We start from the raw sequence: 16,725 nt of genomic DNA, 5'->3' as shown, positions 1-16,725 counted from the left end.
CCGGCCGACTGGTGGCCAACTGGTGATCACGGGCAGGAATCAATCAAACCGGTAGTTCGCGCCGACCGGCTGGCCCACCTTGAGCAGGTGTTCGATGCCGGCCAGCACGATGGTGTTCATGCCAAAGGTCACCGCGCCCTTGAGCCGCGCATCCTGGCGATAGCCTTGCAGCAGGTCGCCCACCGCATGGCTGCTGATGGCGGTGGCCGGGTCGATGCCGGGAATCGGGCAGCGCGCACACGGCTTGACCGGCTTCAGCCGGACCAAGCCTTGCGCAGTGGTGATTTGGATCAGGTCGAGCCGGTCTTCGTCGTGCGGCGACAGAAGCGGTTCGCCCGGCGCATCGCCGAGCACAATGTTGGGCCGAAAGCGCTCCATGCCGACGGCAGCAAAGCCCTGGGCCGTCAATTTTTCATTGAACCGGTCCAGCGACGCCTGGCTGATGACCAGCAGCGGATAGCCGTCGCTGAACTGGTTCAGCGCCAGGGTGCCGCCGGTGTCGTCCAGATTGCTGACGCGCAGGTGGTCCGGGTCAAAGCGCACCAGCCGTGCGGCAATGCCCAGGAAATCGGTGAACCACTGGGCGGCAATCGGTCCCATGTCGAAGGCCGCCACGTCGTCGTTCCAGATCGTGACCCGCGCGCGGGTTTCGACCCGGTCCAGCGCGATGTGCAGCGCCAGCATGTCGGGGGCGCGCAGGACCATTTCGTAAGTTTTCAGTTGCGGCTGGATGAGCGCCATGCGCGGGAGTTCGCGCTGCGTGAGGAAATTGCCGTCGCCGTCCACCACCATCCAGGCGCGGTCGAATTCCAGCCCGGTGTCCAGCAACAGGGCTTGTTCCACGCGCACGCCGGCGCAGGATTTGACCGGGTAGACAAACAGCCCGGCAATGCGGGCGGCCAGATCGCAAGGTCCAACCGGCGCTGCAGCGTCTGTGGTGTCCAGCACGGAAGCATTCATTGAATCGTTCACGTCTTGTCCAGTTGTTGCGGTTGTCAAGGCTGCAGCAGGGAAATGGCATACGCTTTGCCCTTCACACTGGCCCTGCAAAGCGCTGATTCTGCACTCACTCCTAAAATGAGGCATGTCCAAAACTTTTGATGTCTGTATTCGCGGCGACGGCGTGGTGGGCCGCACCCTGGCGTTGTTGCTGGCGCGCGAGCGCCTGCGCGTGGCGCTGGTCAGCCAGCCGCAGCCAGCGGAAGAAGAATTGCCCTCTGCCGATGTGCGCGCCTATGCGCTGAACAGCGCTTCGCGCAAGGTGCTGGAGGCGCTGCGGGTCTGGCCTGACGCGCCGTTTGCCACGCCGGTCCGTGAAATGCAGGTCTGGGGCGACGACGGCGGCCAGATTGATTTCACCGCCGACAGCGTCGCGCAAGACGCACTCGCCTGGATCGTCGATGTGCCGGCGCTGGAGCAGCAGCTGATCCAGGCGGTGCGCTACCAGCCGCAGATCGAACTGGTGACTGCGCCAGCCAAAGCCGCGCTGACGGTGATTTGCGAAGGCAAGAAAAGCACCAGCCGCGATGAATTCGGCGTGCAGTGGACGGTCAAGACTTATGCGCAAAAAGCGATTGCCGCACGGCTCGATGCCAACCTGCCGCACCAGGGCATTGCGCGCCAGTGGTTCGTGAACGGCGACATCGTGGCGCTGCTGCCGCTGGGAGGTGACGACGGGCGCGCCGTGGCGCTGGTCTGGTCGGCGTCGCTGAAGCATGCCGAGGCGCTGGAGCACATGCCGCCTGAACAGTTCTGTGCGGCCCTGCAGGCCATTTGCGGGCCCGAGGCAGGCCAGTTGATCTTGACCAGCGACCGGGCCACCTGGCCACTGGCGCTGTCCAACGCCGACCGATGGACTGGCAACGGCTGGGCGCTGGCGGGTGACGCGGCGCACACGGTGCATCCGCTGTCGGGCCAGGGGCTGAACCTGGGACTGGCCGACGCCGCCTGCCTGGCTGGCGTGCTGGCGCAGCGCGAATATTGGCGCGCCCTCGGCGATGAAAAATTGTTACGCCGCTACGAGCGGGCGCGCAAGGCCGATGTGGCCGCCATGGGCGCAGTGACCGACGGACTGTATGGCCTGTTCGCCCAGTCCGACGAGCGCTGGCAGGCGTTGCGCAACTGGGGCATGAAAGGCTTTGCGCGCAGCAGCCTGCTCAAGCGCTGGGTCACGGGGCAGGCCGCCGGCCTGTGACTACTCTTAAGAATTCGTTGAACAACAGGAACCTCATGAAACACCATCGACTGACTGTCAGCCTCAGGCTGGCAGGACTTGCCGGCCTGCTGGCCTGCACCCTGGGCTCTGCGCTGGCGCAGGAAGCCGTGATTCGCAAGAACCTGGCCGATCGGTTGCCGACGCTGTCGAAAATCGACGAAGTCAGCAAGACGCCGATGAACGGTCTGTATGAAATTCGCGTCAACGAAACCGATATTTTCTACACCGATGCCGAAGGCAATTTCCTGATCCAGGGCAACCTGATCGACACCCGTGCCAAACGCAACCTGACCGAGGAACGCGCCGAGAAACTCAACGCCATCGACTTCGATGCCTTGCCGCTGAAAGACGCCTTTACCCAGGTACGCGGCAACGGAAAACGCAAGCTCGCCGTGTTTGAAGACCCCAACTGCGGTTACTGCAAACGCTTCGAGCGCGACCTGCAAAAGGTCGACGATGTAACCATTCACACCTTTCTGATTCCCATCCTCAGCGCGGATTCGGTGGAAAAGTCGAAAAACATCTGGTGCTCAAAGGACAAGAACAAAGCCTGGCTCGACTGGATGGTGCGCGACCAGCCCGCCGCCAAGGCCAGCTGCGACACGTCCGCGCTGGAACGCAACCTGGCCTTCAGCAAGAAATACAAGATTACCGGTACACCAACGGTATTTTTTGCCAATGGGACGCGTGTGCCAGGCGCCATCAGCGCGCAAGAAATTGAAAAGCAGCTCGCCAGCGCCGCAGGCAAATAAACTCCAGGCCGAATGATTATTCGGGTCTTTATAAATAAATAATGACGGTCGCGCCCGTTCTGCGGGCGTGCATAGCTATCATTTTTATATTCAATCAGCCTGCCAAATTGTCGCGATCAGCACGGCCCTGGCAGGGTCTGGCGACGAAAGCTGCATGTGGTCATTGAATTACTGATTCTGTTCGGCAAAAGCTTTCTGTTTGTGCTGGCAGCATTGCTGCCCATCCTGAATCCGGCGGCAACGGCGCCCATCTTCCTGGGACTGACCGAAGGCGCCTCGATCAGCACCCGCGCGCTGCTGGCCAGGCGCATAGCGCGCAACATGTTTGCGTTGATGGCCGGCTCAATGCTGGTGGGCTCGTATGTGCTCGATCTGTTTGGCATTTCGCTGCCGATTGTGCGCGTGGGCGGCGGCTTGATCGTTGCCGCCAATGCCTGGCGCTTGCTCAACGCCAGCCATGCCGGGGACGACAGGCGTACCGAACTGGCCGAATCGTTCACGGTCGAACATGCTCGCCGCCAGGCTTTTTACCCGCTGACCTTTCCCATCAGCTGCGGCCCGGGCTCGATTGCCGCAGCCATCACCGTGGGCGTGTCGTTGCACGACCAGAAGCTGGCGCTGTCGCTGGCGCGCATGGGCGGCGGCGTGCTGGCACTGTTTGTCATTGGCATCGTGCTGTACCTGGCGCTTCACTATGCGCAGCGCCTGCTCAAGCCGCTGGGCGATGCGGGGTCGGTGATTTTTCTGCGCCTGTCGGCCTTCATCCTGCTGTGCCTGGGCGTGCAGATTGTCTGGGATGGCCTCGAAGAGCTGTTGCGCAACGTGATCCAGCCACAGGCCTTCACCTGACGCCCAACGGGCGCGGCGCCAGTTGGATTATCCTTGCAGGCCTATGCCCGCCTTGACGCCCACCCCCTCCCCAGCCCCCTCCCCCATCCCGAAAATCCCGACGTCCAAGAATTCCAGCAAGCCAGCCCCGGCGTTGACCGCGCTTCACTATTGCGTCGAGATTGGCGACCTGCATGCCCACCTTTTTCAGGTCACGCTGACGATTGCCAGGCCCGCCGCGCTGCAGCGCGTGTCGCTGCCAGTGTGGATTCCGGGAAGTTACCTGGTGCGCGAGTTTTCCAAAAACCTGCAGAATCTGCAGGCGCACCAGGGAAGCCGCAATCTGCATCCCCTGGCCGTTGAACAACTGGACAAATGCAACTGGCAGATCGCCTGTGCCCCGGACCGTGCGCTGGTGCTGCGCTACCAGGTGTATGCGCACGACAACTCGGTGCGCACCGCCTGGCTGGATGCTAGCCGCGGCTTCTTCAACGGCACCAGCGTCTGCCTGAAAGTCGAAGGCCAGGAGGCCAAGCCGCATGTGATGGAAATTCCTGCCGCCAAGGCCATCGACGGCTGGTCGCTGGCTACCGGATTGATGCCGCAAACCATCGACAGCCGGGGCTTCGGTCGCTACCAGGCAGCCGACTACAACGAACTGGTCGACAGCCCGGTTGAAATGGGCGCATTCTGGAGCGGCAGTTTTACCGCGCGCGGGGTGCCGCACCGTTTTGTCGTGGCAGGCGCGGCAGACAGCTTCGACGGCGCGCGGCTGCTGGCCGACACACAAAAAATCTGCGAGGCAGAAATCCGCTTCTGGCACGGCAACCGCAAACCGCTGCATCAAAACTACCTGTTCATGCTGAACGTGGTGGATGACGGCTATGGCGGACTGGAGCACCGCAACTCGACAGCCCTGATCTGCAACCGCAAAGACCTGCCGCGCCAGGGCGATGCCAAGACCTCCGACGGCTACGCCACGCTGTGCGGCCTCATCAGCCACGAGTATTTCCACACCTGGAACGTCAAGCGGCTGCGCCCGGCCGAGTTTGAACACTACCGGTATGGCCAGGAAAACTACACCGAACTGCTGTGGTTCTTTGAAGGCTTCACAAGCTATTACGACGACCTGCTGCTGCGCCGCGCCGGGCTGCTGGACAATGCCGGCTACCTGAAGCGGCTGACCACCACCGCCAACCAGGTGGCGCAAGCGCCCGGGCGGCAGGTGCAGTCCGTGGCCGAGGCGAGTTTTGACGCCTGGGTCAAGTACTACCGTGCCGACGAGAACACGCCGAATGCAACGATCAGCTACTACACCAAGGGCGCGCTGGTCGCCCTTTGCCTGGACCTGACGCTGCGCAGCGAAGGCCGCACGACGCATGAAAAAACACTCGACGACGTGATGCGCGCGCTGTGGAAGCGCTGCAAGGCCGGCCCGATGCGCGAGCTGGATGTGGCCGCCGTGCTGGAATCGCTGGGCCTGCGTTCCTTTGCGCCCGAACTGGCCGCCTGGGTGCATGGCCGGGACGAGTTGCCGCTGAAAATCTTGCTGGAGCAGCATGGCGTGGCGGTACTGGATGAACCGGCGCAACTGGCCCAGCGGCTGGGCCTGCGCGTCGCTGAGAACCACAGCATCCAGGTCAAGACCGTGCTGCGCGGTGGCGCGGCCGAACAAGCCGGTTTTTCGGCTGGCGACGAATGGCTGGGGCTGGAGTTGATCAGCAAGCCGGTTTCAGCCAAAACGGTCCCGCAACCAAACGCGGGCTGGCGCCTGAGCAAGCTCGATGACCTGCTGCTGTATGCCGGCCATGCCACAAAAGTCATTGCGCTGGTGGCGCGCGACAAGCGCCTGCTTCGGCTTGAACTGACCTTGCCGCCGGCGACCACGACCTGGCGGCTGGCTGTCAGGAACGAGGCGCGGGTCAATGAATGGCTGGCTCCAAGCGGCAAATCAGCCTGATTTGCCATCTCGACGTACAGATGGTTCTGTGAATTTTGCTACTGAATCAGTAGCTGCTCGTGTATATCAGACCTGCGCAAATGGTCTATTTGATGCTTAAAATTTGTTTGCCATTCAAAGCAAACGCACCCTGCGACTTGCGCCTGGCTATTCGCCCCTGAAAGCCGCGGGCCGCTTTTCCAGAAAAGCCGTCACGCCCTCCATGTAGTCATGCGTCCGCGACAGGGCCGACTGCTGGTCGCGCTCCTCGTCAAGCTGCCGGTCCAGCGTCCGGGTGATGCCTTCGCGCAGCAAATGCCGGGTCGCCACCAGCGCTTTTGTCGGCATCAAAGCCAGCCGCTGAGCCAGCGTAATGGCAGCGGCCAGCGGGTCGTCGGCCACGTCCCAGACCATCCCCCATTCCTTGGCCTGCATGCCCGTCATCTTGTCGCCGGTCAAGGCCAGCCCCATGGCGCGCGCCAGCCCCAGCTTTTGCACCAACAGCCAGCTGCCGCCTGCGTCGGGCACCAGCCCGATCTTGCTGAAGGCCTGGATGAAGCTGGCGGTCGGCGCGGCCACGGCCATGTCGCAGGTCAGGGCCAGCGACGCGCCGGCGCCTGCCGCCACGCCATTGACGGCGGCCACCGTCGGCATGCGCAGCGCCAGCAGGCGGCGCGCCGTCGGGTTGAATGCCTGCTCGATCAGCGGCCCCGGGTCGGCGCGCTCGACCAGATTAGGGCCGGGCGTGAAATCAAACTCCGACAGGTCGGCGCCAGCGCAAAAACCCCGGCCCGCGCCGGTGATGACCAGCGCACGGATCAGCGGATCGGCTTCGGCCCGGTCCAGCGCGGCCCACAGGTCGTGGTGCATCTGGCGGCTGAAACTGTTCAGCGCCTGCGGACGGTTGAGCGTCACGACGGCCACGGCGCCCTGGACGGCATACAGCACCGTGGACTCGGTACGGGGTTCGGATTCTGGATGGTTCATGGTTTTCTCCTGTCTTGAATTTAGCATTGCCGCCAGGCTTGGGACGGCCTGGTTCTCACGGCCCTGCGGGGATGGCATGATGAAAGGCTTTACAAGGACCGAACCATGACCTATGAAACGATTGTGACGTCTACACAAGGCCCGGACGCCCGCCAGGCAGGCATCATCACGCTGAACCGACCCAAGCAGCTCAATGCACTCAACAACCAGCTCATGGACGAGCTGGGCAGCGCGCTGAAGGCCTTCGACGCCGACGACAGCATCGGCTGCATCATTTTGACCGGTAGCGAAAAGGCCTTTGCCGCCGGCGCCGACATCGGCGCCATGGCGCAGTACAGCTTTGCCGACGTGTACAACAACGACTACATCACGCGCAACTGGGAACAGGTGCGCAGCGTGCGCAAGCCGGTGATTGCGGCCGTCAGCGGCTTTGCGCTGGGCGGCGGCTGCGAACTGGCGATGATGTGCGACTTCATCATCGCCGCCGACAACGCCAAATTCGGCCAGCCCGAAATCAAGCTGGGCATCATTCCGGGCGCCGGCGGCACGCAGCGCCTGCCGCGCGCCATCGGCAAGGCCAAGGCCATGGACCTGGCGCTGACCGGCCGCATGATGGACGCCGTGGAAGCCGAGCGCGCCGGCTTGGTCAGCCGCGTGGTGCCACTCGAAAAACTGATGGACGAGGCGCTGGGTGCAGCCTTGATGATTTGCGGCTTCGGCCAGCCCAGCGTTTTTGCTGCCAAGGAAGCGGTCAATCGCGCGTTTGAAAGCGGCCTGAGCGACGGCGTGATGTTCGAACGGCGCCTGTTTCATGCGCTGTTTGCGACCGAAGACCAGAAAGAAGGCATGGATGCCTTCGTCAACAAACGCAAGCCCGTCTTCACGCATCGCTGAAGAATTACCTTAAAAATTGGCTATAATTTCGCTTTTCGGGTGATATAGCTCAGTTGGTTAGAGCGCAGCATTCATAATGCTGATGTCGGTGGTTCAAGTCCACCTATCACCACCACATTCTTGAAAAAGCCGCTGATTCTTTGGATCAGCGGCTTTTTTCTTGGGTATTAAACAAAGTTGTAGCGCACGGTCCAGAATTTTCTGCCGTTACACAGCATTGTGCTGGGCGGCTGGCTTCTCGTTTGACACTCATCGGTTGGTATAAGCCGCCGCGTTGCCAAGAAAAAGTGCCTGCACAGCCTGCATACGCTGCAATCGCCTGCAAATTTAACGGGCGAAAAATAGGCTTCCCAGGCCAGGGTCAGAGAAAGTTACCACTGATTTCGCAGCGCCCGCAATGCACCAAAGACCATTTTGGCGTCGGGTTCCTTTGGCAATTCAGGAAAGCTCTCACGCAATTTACCGATGATTCTGGCGTTGTCCAGTCGGAAAAAAGTGTTGTGCTGCTTCTCTTCCTGAAGCGTTGTCACCACGGATGCTGCGGGGTCGTGGCCCGCGACGCGGGTCAAAAGCGTCTCTGCTGCGGCGTTGTCGGGTTCACGTGAGAGCGTGAATTTCAGATTGGATTCAATGTAGTCATGCCCGGGATACAGGCGAGTGTCGTCAGGCAGCCGGGCCAATTGATGGACAAACGTATCGAAAAGGGCATCGGTGTCGCCGCCGTTGTGGGTGTTGCCTGCCCCTGCATTGAACAGTGTGTCACCCGAAAACAAAGCAGGTTGGTCTGTATGGGCAAACAGGCAGATATGGCACATGGTGTGCCCTGGCGTGTCCAGACACTCCAGCTCGACCGTCTTGCCCACCTTGATCACATCCCCCGCCTTCACGCCACGGTCCATGCCGCTGATCCGGTTGCCTGCCTTGTAGTGCGCAATCACCTTGGCGCCAGTGGCCGCCACCACGGCGGCGTTGCCACCGGTGTGGTCGCTGTGCTCGTGGGTGTTCAGCAGCTGTGTGATCTGCCAGCCGCGAACCTTGGCCATCGAAAGGCATTTTTCATGGTCCAGCGGGTCAATCGCAAGGGCTTCACCCGTTTCCGGACAGGCAATCAGGTAGTTGAAATTGCGGTAGGCATTGCCAGTCCAGATGCGTTCGACAATCATGAGCGTCTTTCTTAGTCGTTACCAACATCACCTTGATGATTGCTGCATATTGGGGCGTGTTGCTGTCAATGTGCCAGTTGAACACATCGCAGGCGTCATAACGATGCCTGCTCAATTACTGGCTGATCTGACTTTGAAAAGGCACTTCACCGCTCATGGGCAGCGAGCCCTACCTATGGACAACAACACAGTATTCTGGACAGTTGCTTGATACAAAAGGGAATATCATTAGCCATTGAACAAGAGTGCCCAGTGAGCCGAACCTATAGTGCGCAGATATTTCTTCTCGTCTGATTTATTTTATTGTCAATATCCAATCTACGAGCTTTTTGGTGTCGGCTACAGAAATTTTGGGATGGGCCGGCATGGACAAGTCGCCCCATTTGCCAACACTTCCGTTGCGAATACTTTCCGCCAGTCGCTCTGCTGCATCACTTTGTCCTGCGTACTTGATGGCAACATCCTTAAAAGCGGGTCCGACCAATTTAACGGCGACCGCGTGACAGCCCAGGCAATCATTCTTCTGTGCCAAGGCTTGGTTGGCGAAACTGTTGCCAGCGACAAACAACGCTGCGGCAAGCGTCAATACCTTTGGAACGGATGAAAAAGCCTTCTGGTTGTGAAATTGGTGCATGGCGATCAATTCCCCAAGCCTTTAAGCCGTGCGGGCTCTACGATCTCGATCCAGTAACCATCGGGGTCTTTGATAAAGGCGACATCCTTCATTTTTCCCTGGTCGGCACGTTTGACAAAAGTGACTTTATTTTCGTCAAACCAGGCGATGGCTGCGTTCAGATCGGGCACTGAAAAACAGATATGCCCAAACCCCTGAGGCTGCGCGTTGCCATCATGGTATTTGAAATCGGGCTCGTTTTCAGTGCCCCAGTTGTGGGTCAATTCAAGAATGCCACGCTGGCTGAAAGTCCAGGCGGTGCGCTCGCCGGCGTCTTCAGGTGCTTCCTCGCCCTCCACGCTGCAGTGCAAAAAATACAATGAAAACTTCATTTCCGTGAAATCCAGCTTGCGCAGCACCCGCATACCCATGACACGGGTGTAAAAGTCCAGCGCGACCTGCGGGTCTTTCACGCGCAGCATGGAGTGATTGAACACAAAACCGCGGGTGGAATCCGCTGGGGCAAGACTCACACCCGGATAAGTTTCAGAAGTAAAACGCATGGGGAACAACTCTTTCAAAATAGATAAGCAGCGCGCCGGACGAACGCCAAGCCTGTAGCCTGATGCCGACCAAGCTGCGATGGAGGGTGTGATTACCTGCCCACCGCCGCCAACGGCTTTGGGATTATTTCAAGTGGTGGCGACCGGCCTGTGTTGCTCATTACCGTATGGGCCGCAACGGACTGGGCTTGCTGTCGCTCTAAAGCCAGCATGCACCGCCGCAGGTAACGCATGCTGGTCACCCGTAAAAACGAGGCAAAGTTGGGTACTTCGCCCCGGTGGGCAAGGATTTCGTCGTGGAACTTGGCGATGAGTGCATTGGTCGTACATCCCTCGTCTTCGGCCATTTCGGCCAGGATGTCCCAAACCATGTTTTCCAGCCTTATGCTGGTAAGAACACTTCTGATGCGAACCGTGCGTGAACGCTGCTCGTATTGAATGGGGTCTGCTTTGACAAAGTATTCACACATGGTGGAACTCCGGGTATTGAAACATTTACGTTAAATGGCACGCTCAGTCATCTGCTGCGCTATGTAGTCGGCCTGGCGGATGGCCAATGTCACGATGGTGAGCGTTGGGTTTTCCGCGCCTCCAGTGGTGAACTGGCTGCCGTCACTGATGAACAAATTGGGAATATCGTGTGTTTGTCCCCACTTGTTGACCACGCCGTCTTGCGGGCGGGCGCTCATGCGGCTGGTGCCCATGTTGTGGGTGGACGGGTAGGGCGGTGTGCGGAAAGACTTGATCGACCCTGCCGCCTGGTAAATACGTTCGGCCTGCGTAAAGGCGTGATTGCGCATGGCGATGTCGTTTTCATGGTCGTCAAAATGCACGTTGGGCGCGTAGTTGCCCCACTGGTCTTTGACGTCCGTGTTCAGTGTGACGCGGTTGGTTTCGCGCGGCATGTCTTCGCCCACCAGCCACATGCCCGCCAGGTTGGTGTAATGGTCCATCCACCAGGCAAAGTCAGCACCCCAGCCACCCGGATTCAAGAATGCAGCCATGAAGGGAATGCCCAGCGACAGCGTTTCCAGCTCGTAACCGCCCACAAAGCCCCGGCTGGGGTTGTGCCCCGCTTCGTCGCGCACAATGCCCGCCATGGTAGTGCCTTTGTACATGTGCACCGGATTTTTGAATGCGGCATAAACCGATCCGGTCATGTGACGCATGTAATTGCGGCCCACCTGACCCGACGAGTTGGCCAGGCCATCCTTGAACATATTGGAGGCCGACAGCAGCAGTAGCCTTGGGGTTTCAATCGAATTTCCAGCCACGCAGACAATGCGCGCTTTTTGGCGCTGCTCTTTGCCGTCCTTGTCAAAATACACTACGCCCGTCACCTTGCCGGACGTGTTGTGTTCAATGCGCGAAACATGCGCTTGCGGGCGGATCTCGAAATTTCCGGTGGCCTCGGCTTTGGGAATTTCCGTGTAAAGCGTGGACCACTTGGCACCGCTCTTGCAACCCTGAAAGCAAAAGCCCAGTTGCAGGCACCGACCCCGGCCATCACGGGGCTGGCTGTTGATGGCCATGTTGCCGGTGTGCACTTCCTTGTAACCGAGCTTGGTGGCGCCTGCGTGCATGACCTTGAAATTGTTGTTGCCTGGCAGGCCCGGAATGCCATTGGTACGGGTCACGCCCATTTTGTATTCAGCCTTGGCGTAGTACGGCTCCAGGTCCTTCAGGGTGATTGGCCAGTCCAGCAAATTGGCCCCCTTGACCTCGCCGTAAACCGACTTGGTACGGAACTCATGGTCTTGCAATCGCAAGGAGGCACCGGCCCAGTGGGTAGTGGTGCCGCCGACCGTCTTGCAAATCCAGGCAGGCAAGCCAGCAAAGTCTTTGGCAACCCGCCAGGTGCCCGATGTGGTGCGCTTGTCCAGCCAGGCCAGCTGACTGAAGGACTTCCATTCGTCGTTGATGAATGTAGCGTTGGACTGCATTGCTCCCGCTTCCAGCACCACGACCTTGATGCCTTTTTGGCACAGTTCGTTAGCCAATGTGCCGCCGCCTGCGCCTGAGCCAATGATCAGCACAACCGAGTCGTCTGAAAAATCAAATTTCGCCATGTCAGTCTCCTAGTTGTAGATTCTTTTACGTAGGGCATTCAGCCCATGTACGGCGCAGGGCTGGCTTCCTTGGAAGGCGCCGGAAGCCACTTCAGGTCTTGAAACCCTCGTGTGATGTAACCGCCTTTTTCCCAGGACGAACCGGGGTAGCCAAACACGGCGTAGGCCATGTCGTTGTCATATATCGAGGTGACGCACTGGCCACGCACTGCGCCAAAAAACGCCGAGCCTTCCATGCCTCGCACGATCTCTTCCTTTTTTGCAGTGCTTGCCTTGACGAAGTCACCGCCTGCCGACTTGTTCAACAGAGCAATCCCCTGATCCAACAGCGTGGCCACACTGGCGTCGCTGGCCGCTTTGGCGTCAAGGTCTTTGGCAAGCAGTGCGTACACCGCGTCTGGCAGCTTTTGATGCGGGTACAAAACGCGGCCCATGGCCATCAGTGTTTGCCCTTGCGCCGTGGATAATTTCTTGAGTTCCAGCGCCCATGCATTGGACGGCGCAAGACTTGCCAGCAAGGTTCCTGTGACCAGTGAACCGAACAAAAGGCCAGAGCCCTTCAAGAACTCACGCCGTGCCAAAGGCAGATTGACTTTGCGAACCACGCCGCTTTCTTCATTGCAACTCGCAGGCTCGGGGTTCTGGGCTGCTATGGAAATGACACGCATGTTTGTCTCCTGTGGGTAGTTGAAATCTGGTTTTTTGTACGAATCACAGCAACAGTATTTCACCGAAAACCCACCAGCAGGTGATAGCTGACTACCTACAGGGCAAACCCTCGAGCGGGATTTATGTAACAAAAATTCATTCTTTAAAAAATTTACATTGCAGTGGTCGAAAAATTGTTTATGTGCAGCCTGTTAATGAAAAAGCGGCAGCTAGTGGGTAATCGCTCCATGGGCAGGGATTTTTCTGAACAACAGTTTTCAAACGCGACCCACCATACGAGTTGTATGCCGGCGTTAAAAAAACAGTGCCATGCTGCGCTTGAGAATCCGGTCCAAAACGGCAAAATGTTTACTGGCTGGTTTTGCCCAGGTCAGGCGGCAATCCACAAAAGGCTTGCGTCATAGGAGTATTCTTGGGTAGGCGAGAAAGCCTGTCACCAGCCCAAAGACTAGGCCCTATCCCCTTACCTGGCATGTCCTTTTGCTCTACTAGCCCCATGCCCGACGGCGAAGCGCAGGCAAAGCGGCCAAGATGAACCAACCCCTTTTATGTACCGTGGCGAACGTTTCAACAGCATCACGCACCTGGTCGGCGCGGCGCTGGCGCTGGCTGGCTCGGTGGTGCTGGTCGTGCTGGCGGCCCGCGAGGGCGACCCCTGGAAAATCGTCAGCTTCAGCATTTACGGTGTGATGCTGGTTGCGCTTTATGTGTTTTCTACGCTGTACCACAGCGTGCGCGGCCCGGCCAAGAACGTCTTGCGCAAGTTCGACCACTGCTCGATTTACCTCTTGATTGCCGGCACCTACACGCCGTTTGCGCTGGTGTCGCTGCGGGGTAGATGGGGCTGGTGGATTTTTGGTGTGATCTGGGGATTGGCGCTGGTGGGCATCGTGCAGGAAATCTGGCTGGCCAAAGGGGCACGAATCCTGTCGCTGATCATTTATATACTCATGGGCTGGCTTGCCATGGTGGCGGTGATGCCGCTGTGGCGCGCCTTGAGCCCTGCCGGCTTTGCCTGGCTGGCGACGGGTGGTGCGTTTTACACGTTCGGCATAGTGTTTTATGCCTTGGACCACAGAGTGCGCCACGGCCACGGGCTGTGGCACCTGTTCGTGCTGGGCGGCAGCATCTGCCATTTTTTCACCGTGCTGCTTTATGTGGCCTGACGACCCGGACCGAATGACTGCCATGCCCGTTTTTTTTCCCTGCTCGGCCCGTGGCGCTCCTGCGACGAGCAACAGCCGGCGCAACATTCTTTAATGCCATGATGCAACCAACTGCCAGGCTCCACCAACACAACCCCACACGCGCTGCGGCCGTGTCAGTTCCATGACCACTGCTTTCACCCATACCCACACCTACACCTACACCCCTGCCCCTTCGCTGCGCCGCATCATCGTCGGCATTTCAGGCGCCAGCGGGGCCGTCTACGGCGCACGCCTGCTGCAGGTCCTGCGGGACTTGCCAGGCGTCGAGTCGCACCTGGTGGTCTCCAGCGCCGGCTGGCACCATCTGCAGGACGAATTGAACATGGACCGCGACTTCATCGAAGGCATGGCAGGCCGGGTGCATGACGTCCAGGACCTTGGCGCCGGCATCGGCAACGGTTCGCTGGCCTGCAGCGGCATGGTGATCGCGCCGTGCTCAATGCGCACGCTGGCCGCAGTGGCGCACGGACTGGGCGACAACCTGCTGACGCGCGCGGCCGACATGATGCTCAGGGAACGCCGCCGCCTGGTGCTGCTGACCATGGAGTCGTCACTGCACCTGACGCACCTGCGCAACATGCTCAACGTGACGGAAATGGGCGCCATCGTCTGCCCGCCGGTCCCTGCGTTCAACCTGCGTCCGGAAACGCTGTGCGACTTGGTCAACGACAGCGTGGCCCGCGCGCTTGACCTGCTGGATGTGCCACACACCCTGTCGCAATACGAGAGCGACGTCGAACTGGCCGAGGCCGCCTGACGCCCTGGCGTCAACGTTTTTGGTTTGCGCCACTTTTCTTGCTGAACGGTTAACCCGGACCTGAAGCGACGGCCTTGCGCAAGGCATGGCGGGCCTTGCGCCTGAGATAATGGCCGGTTTCCCCAACCACAGCCTCTGGACACATACCATGAACCGCTGCACACCGCATGCTTTCGTCACCGTGGCTTTTCTGGCCACATCGGCCCTCTTGGCGGCCTGCGCCAACGACCCCACGGGTGCCACACCCGTCGCCGTGAGGCAATTTCCGGCTGCCGCCCTGCGCGGTGAAATGGTGGTGCTGGCGCCACCCGTCATCACCGTGGATGGCAAGGCCGACCGGCTGTCGCCCGGCGCGCGCATTCACGGCACCGACAACCTGTTGGTCATGTCGGCCGCTCTGGTGAAGCAAAAGGTGGTGGTCAATTACCTGCGCGAAAGTGCCGGCAATGTCCATGAGGTCTGGATTTTGAACCGTGAAGAAGCCAGGCTCAAACGCCCCAACACCAAGGCGTCCTGGTTCAGCTTGGGCAGCAGCACCGACGCCGCTGTTCCGGCCATCGCTACAACGCCCTGACGCGCGGGCCGCAGAACTGCCAGCCGTCCAACTCCATATTTATCAATCAAATTTGCTGTTTGCGCATTATCCACGGGCGCAAGCAGCTATTAATTCAGTAGCAATTTATCATGAGCAAAAAAGTCTTTATCAAAACCTTCGGCTGCCAAATGAACGAGTACGACTCGGACAAGATGAGCGACGTGCTGCACGCCGCCGAAGGCTATGAAAAAACGCAAGACATGGACGAAGCCGACCTGATTTTGTTCAACACCTGCTCGGTGCGCGAAAAAGCGCAGGAAAAAGTCTTCAGCGACCTGGGCCGTGTCAAGCACCTGAAAGCCAAGGGCGTGCTGATTGGCGTTGGCGGCTGCGTCGCCAGCCAGGAAGGCGCGGCCATCATCCAGCGCGCGCCCTATGTCGACGTGGTGTTCGGCCCGCAAACGCTGCACCGCCTGCCACAACTCCTGGCCAGCCGCGCCCGTCTCGGCAAGCCGCAAGTGGACATCAGCTTTCCGGAAATCGAAAAGTTCGACCACCTGCCGCCGGCCCGGGTCGAGGGCGCCAGCGCCTTTGTCAGCATCATGGAAGGCTGCTCCAAATACTGCAGCTATTGCGTCGTGCCCTACACGCGCGGCGAGGAAGTTTCGCGGCCGTTCGAGGATGTGCTGGTCGAGGTCGCCGGCCTGGCCGACCAGGGCGTGAAGGAAGTCACGCTGCTGGGCCAGAACGTCAACGCCTATCGGGGAACGATGGGCGGCACGGCGGAAATTGCCGACTTTGCCACGCTGCTCGACTACGTGTCCGAGATTCCCGGTATCGAACGCATCCGCTACATCACCAGCCACCCGAACGAATTCACCCAGCGCCTGATCGACGCCTACGCGACGCTGCCCAAGCTGGTGAACCACCTGCATTTGCCGGTGCAGCACGGCTCTGACCGTATCCTGATGGCCATGAAACGCGGCTACACGGCGATGGAATACAAGAGCACCATCAAGAAGCTGCGCGCCATCCGTCCCGACCTGGCGATGAGCAGCGACTTCATCGTCGGCTTTCCGGGGGAGACCGAGGAAGATTTCGACAAACTGATGAAGCTGGTCCACGACGTCGGCTATGACACCTCGTTCAGCTTCATCTTCAGCCCGCGTCCCGGCACACCGGCGGCGAACCTGGCCGACGACACGCCGCACGAGGTCAAGCTGCGTCGGCTGCAGCATTTGCAGGCCGTGCTCGACGACAGCGTGCGCGCCATCAGCGCCAGCCGGCTCGGCACGGTGCAGCGCATTCTGGTCGAAGGCACGGCGCGCAAGGACACGACCGAACTGATGGGCCGTACCGAATGCAACCGGGTCGTCATTTTGAAAGGCCAGCCGCGCCTGATCGGCCAGATGGTCGATGTCAAAATCATCGAAACCAGCCAGCGTTCCTTGCGCGGCGAAGTGCTGACGCAAGACCATGCAGCGCCGGCTGTTGCGGACGATGCAGCCCTTTTGGCCTGAGCGCGTCGTCTGC

General features: G+C 59.8%; 17 protein-coding genes and 1 tRNA gene. 10 read left to right on the top strand and 8 right to left on the bottom strand.

Annotation, left to right across the window (positions count from 1 at the left end; genetic code table 11):
* Nucleotides 1–39 precede the first annotated feature (39 nt).
* Nucleotides 40–960, bottom strand: coding sequence for an MOSC domain-containing protein (locus tag IWX87_RS03440; protein ID WP_196862208.1), 921 nt, complete (start codon nucleotides 958–960; stop codon nucleotides 40–42).
* Nucleotides 961–1,084: 124 nt separating this feature from the next.
* Between IWX87_RS03440 and IWX87_RS03435 the strand changes: the two genes are divergently transcribed.
* The 4 genes from IWX87_RS03435 to IWX87_RS03420 all read left to right on the top strand — a co-directional run bounded on the left by IWX87_RS03435 (nucleotide 1,085) and on the right by IWX87_RS03420 (nucleotide 5,755).
* Nucleotides 1,085–2,194: an FAD-dependent monooxygenase gene (locus IWX87_RS03435; protein WP_196862112.1), complete on the top strand. Its 1,110-nt coding sequence runs from the start codon at nucleotides 1,085–1,087 to the stop codon at nucleotides 2,192–2,194.
* Between the two features lie 35 nt (nucleotides 2,195–2,229).
* Complete coding sequence (locus IWX87_RS03430; protein ID WP_196862111.1) at nucleotides 2,230–2,967, top strand: DsbC family protein; 738 nt, start codon at nucleotides 2,230–2,232, stop codon at nucleotides 2,965–2,967.
* Between the two features lie 156 nt (nucleotides 2,968–3,123).
* Nucleotides 3,124–3,816 (top strand): MarC family protein, encoded by a 693-nt coding sequence (locus tag IWX87_RS03425; protein WP_196862110.1) that lies wholly within the window; start codon nucleotides 3,124–3,126, stop codon nucleotides 3,814–3,816.
* 94 nt (nucleotides 3,817–3,910) lie between these two features.
* Nucleotides 3,911–5,755: a peptidase M61 gene (locus IWX87_RS03420; protein ID WP_280757865.1), complete on the top strand. Its 1,845-nt coding sequence runs from the start codon at nucleotides 3,911–3,913 to the stop codon at nucleotides 5,753–5,755.
* 147 nt (nucleotides 5,756–5,902) lie between these two features.
* Here the strand turns inward: IWX87_RS03420 and IWX87_RS03415 are convergent, their stop codons facing one another.
* Nucleotides 5,903–6,721 carry an enoyl-CoA hydratase-related protein gene (locus IWX87_RS03415; RefSeq protein ID WP_196862108.1) on the bottom strand — a complete coding sequence of 273 codons (819 nt, stop codon included), beginning with the start codon at nucleotides 6,719–6,721 and terminating at the stop codon, nucleotides 5,903–5,905.
* 105 nt (nucleotides 6,722–6,826) lie between these two features.
* Here IWX87_RS03415 and IWX87_RS03410 point away from each other — a divergent pair, with 105 nt between their 5' ends.
* Together IWX87_RS03410 and IWX87_RS03405 are read left to right on the top strand one after the other, a co-directional pair.
* Nucleotides 6,827–7,615, top strand: a complete 789-nt coding sequence (locus tag IWX87_RS03410) for an enoyl-CoA hydratase (RefSeq protein WP_196862107.1) — start codon at nucleotides 6,827–6,829, stop codon at nucleotides 7,613–7,615.
* A gap of 38 nt (nucleotides 7,616–7,653) precedes the next feature.
* Nucleotides 7,654–7,730, top strand: a tRNA-Met gene (locus tag IWX87_RS03405).
* Between the two features lie 256 nt (nucleotides 7,731–7,986).
* On the opposite strand, the gene IWX87_RS03400 is transcribed toward IWX87_RS03405, so the two are convergent.
* From IWX87_RS03400 to IWX87_RS03375, 6 genes are all read right to left on the bottom strand, one after another.
* Nucleotides 7,987–8,778: a hydroxyacylglutathione hydrolase gene (locus IWX87_RS03400; protein WP_196862106.1), complete on the bottom strand. Its 792-nt coding sequence runs from the start codon at nucleotides 8,776–8,778 to the stop codon at nucleotides 7,987–7,989.
* 295 nt (nucleotides 8,779–9,073) lie between these two features.
* Nucleotides 9,074–9,412: a c-type cytochrome gene (locus IWX87_RS03395; protein WP_231374548.1), complete on the bottom strand. Its 339-nt coding sequence runs from the start codon at nucleotides 9,410–9,412 to the stop codon at nucleotides 9,074–9,076.
* A 5-nt stretch (nucleotides 9,413–9,417) separates the two neighbouring features.
* On the bottom strand, nucleotides 9,418–9,954 hold the full coding sequence (gene gloA / locus IWX87_RS03390; RefSeq protein WP_196862105.1) for a lactoylglutathione lyase: 537 nt from the start codon (nucleotides 9,952–9,954) through the stop codon (nucleotides 9,418–9,420).
* A gap of 92 nt (nucleotides 9,955–10,046) precedes the next feature.
* Nucleotides 10,047–10,424: a ribbon-helix-helix domain-containing protein gene (locus tag IWX87_RS03385; protein WP_196862104.1), complete on the bottom strand. Its 378-nt coding sequence runs from the start codon at nucleotides 10,422–10,424 to the stop codon at nucleotides 10,047–10,049.
* A gap of 30 nt (nucleotides 10,425–10,454) precedes the next feature.
* Nucleotides 10,455–12,023, bottom strand: a complete 1,569-nt coding sequence (locus IWX87_RS03380; protein ID WP_196862103.1) for a GMC family oxidoreductase — start codon at nucleotides 12,021–12,023, stop codon at nucleotides 10,455–10,457.
* A gap of 38 nt (nucleotides 12,024–12,061) precedes the next feature.
* Nucleotides 12,062–12,691 (bottom strand): twin-arginine translocation signal domain-containing protein, encoded by a 630-nt coding sequence (locus tag IWX87_RS03375; RefSeq protein ID WP_196862102.1) that lies wholly within the window; start codon nucleotides 12,689–12,691, stop codon nucleotides 12,062–12,064.
* A 549-nt stretch (nucleotides 12,692–13,240) separates the two neighbouring features.
* Here IWX87_RS03375 and IWX87_RS03370 point away from each other — a divergent pair.
* From IWX87_RS03370 to miaB, 4 genes are all read left to right on the top strand, one after another.
* Nucleotides 13,241–13,858: a hemolysin III family protein gene (locus IWX87_RS03370; protein ID WP_196862101.1), complete on the top strand. Its 618-nt coding sequence runs from the start codon at nucleotides 13,241–13,243 to the stop codon at nucleotides 13,856–13,858.
* A 163-nt stretch (nucleotides 13,859–14,021) separates the two neighbouring features.
* Nucleotides 14,022–14,657, top strand: coding sequence for a UbiX family flavin prenyltransferase (locus IWX87_RS03365; RefSeq protein WP_280757776.1), 636 nt, complete (start codon nucleotides 14,022–14,024; stop codon nucleotides 14,655–14,657).
* A 148-nt stretch (nucleotides 14,658–14,805) separates the two neighbouring features.
* Nucleotides 14,806–15,231 carry a hypothetical protein gene (locus IWX87_RS03360; RefSeq protein ID WP_196862100.1) on the top strand — a complete coding sequence of 142 codons (426 nt, stop codon included), beginning with the start codon at nucleotides 14,806–14,808 and terminating at the stop codon, nucleotides 15,229–15,231.
* A 110-nt stretch (nucleotides 15,232–15,341) separates the two neighbouring features.
* Nucleotides 15,342–16,712: a tRNA (N6-isopentenyl adenosine(37)-C2)-methylthiotransferase MiaB gene (gene miaB / locus IWX87_RS03355; protein ID WP_196862099.1), complete on the top strand. Its 1,371-nt coding sequence runs from the start codon at nucleotides 15,342–15,344 to the stop codon at nucleotides 16,710–16,712.
* Nucleotides 16,713–16,725 lie beyond the last annotated feature (13 nt).

Origin of the sequence: Polaromonas sp. CG_9.7 (assembly GCF_015752205.1) — a bacterium.
In the GTDB taxonomy this organism is placed as follows: Bacteria; Pseudomonadota; Gammaproteobacteria; order Burkholderiales; family Burkholderiaceae_C; genus Polaromonas.
The sequence above is the reverse complement of the archived record's forward strand: the minus strand, read 5'-3'. Positions and strand labels throughout refer to the sequence as shown.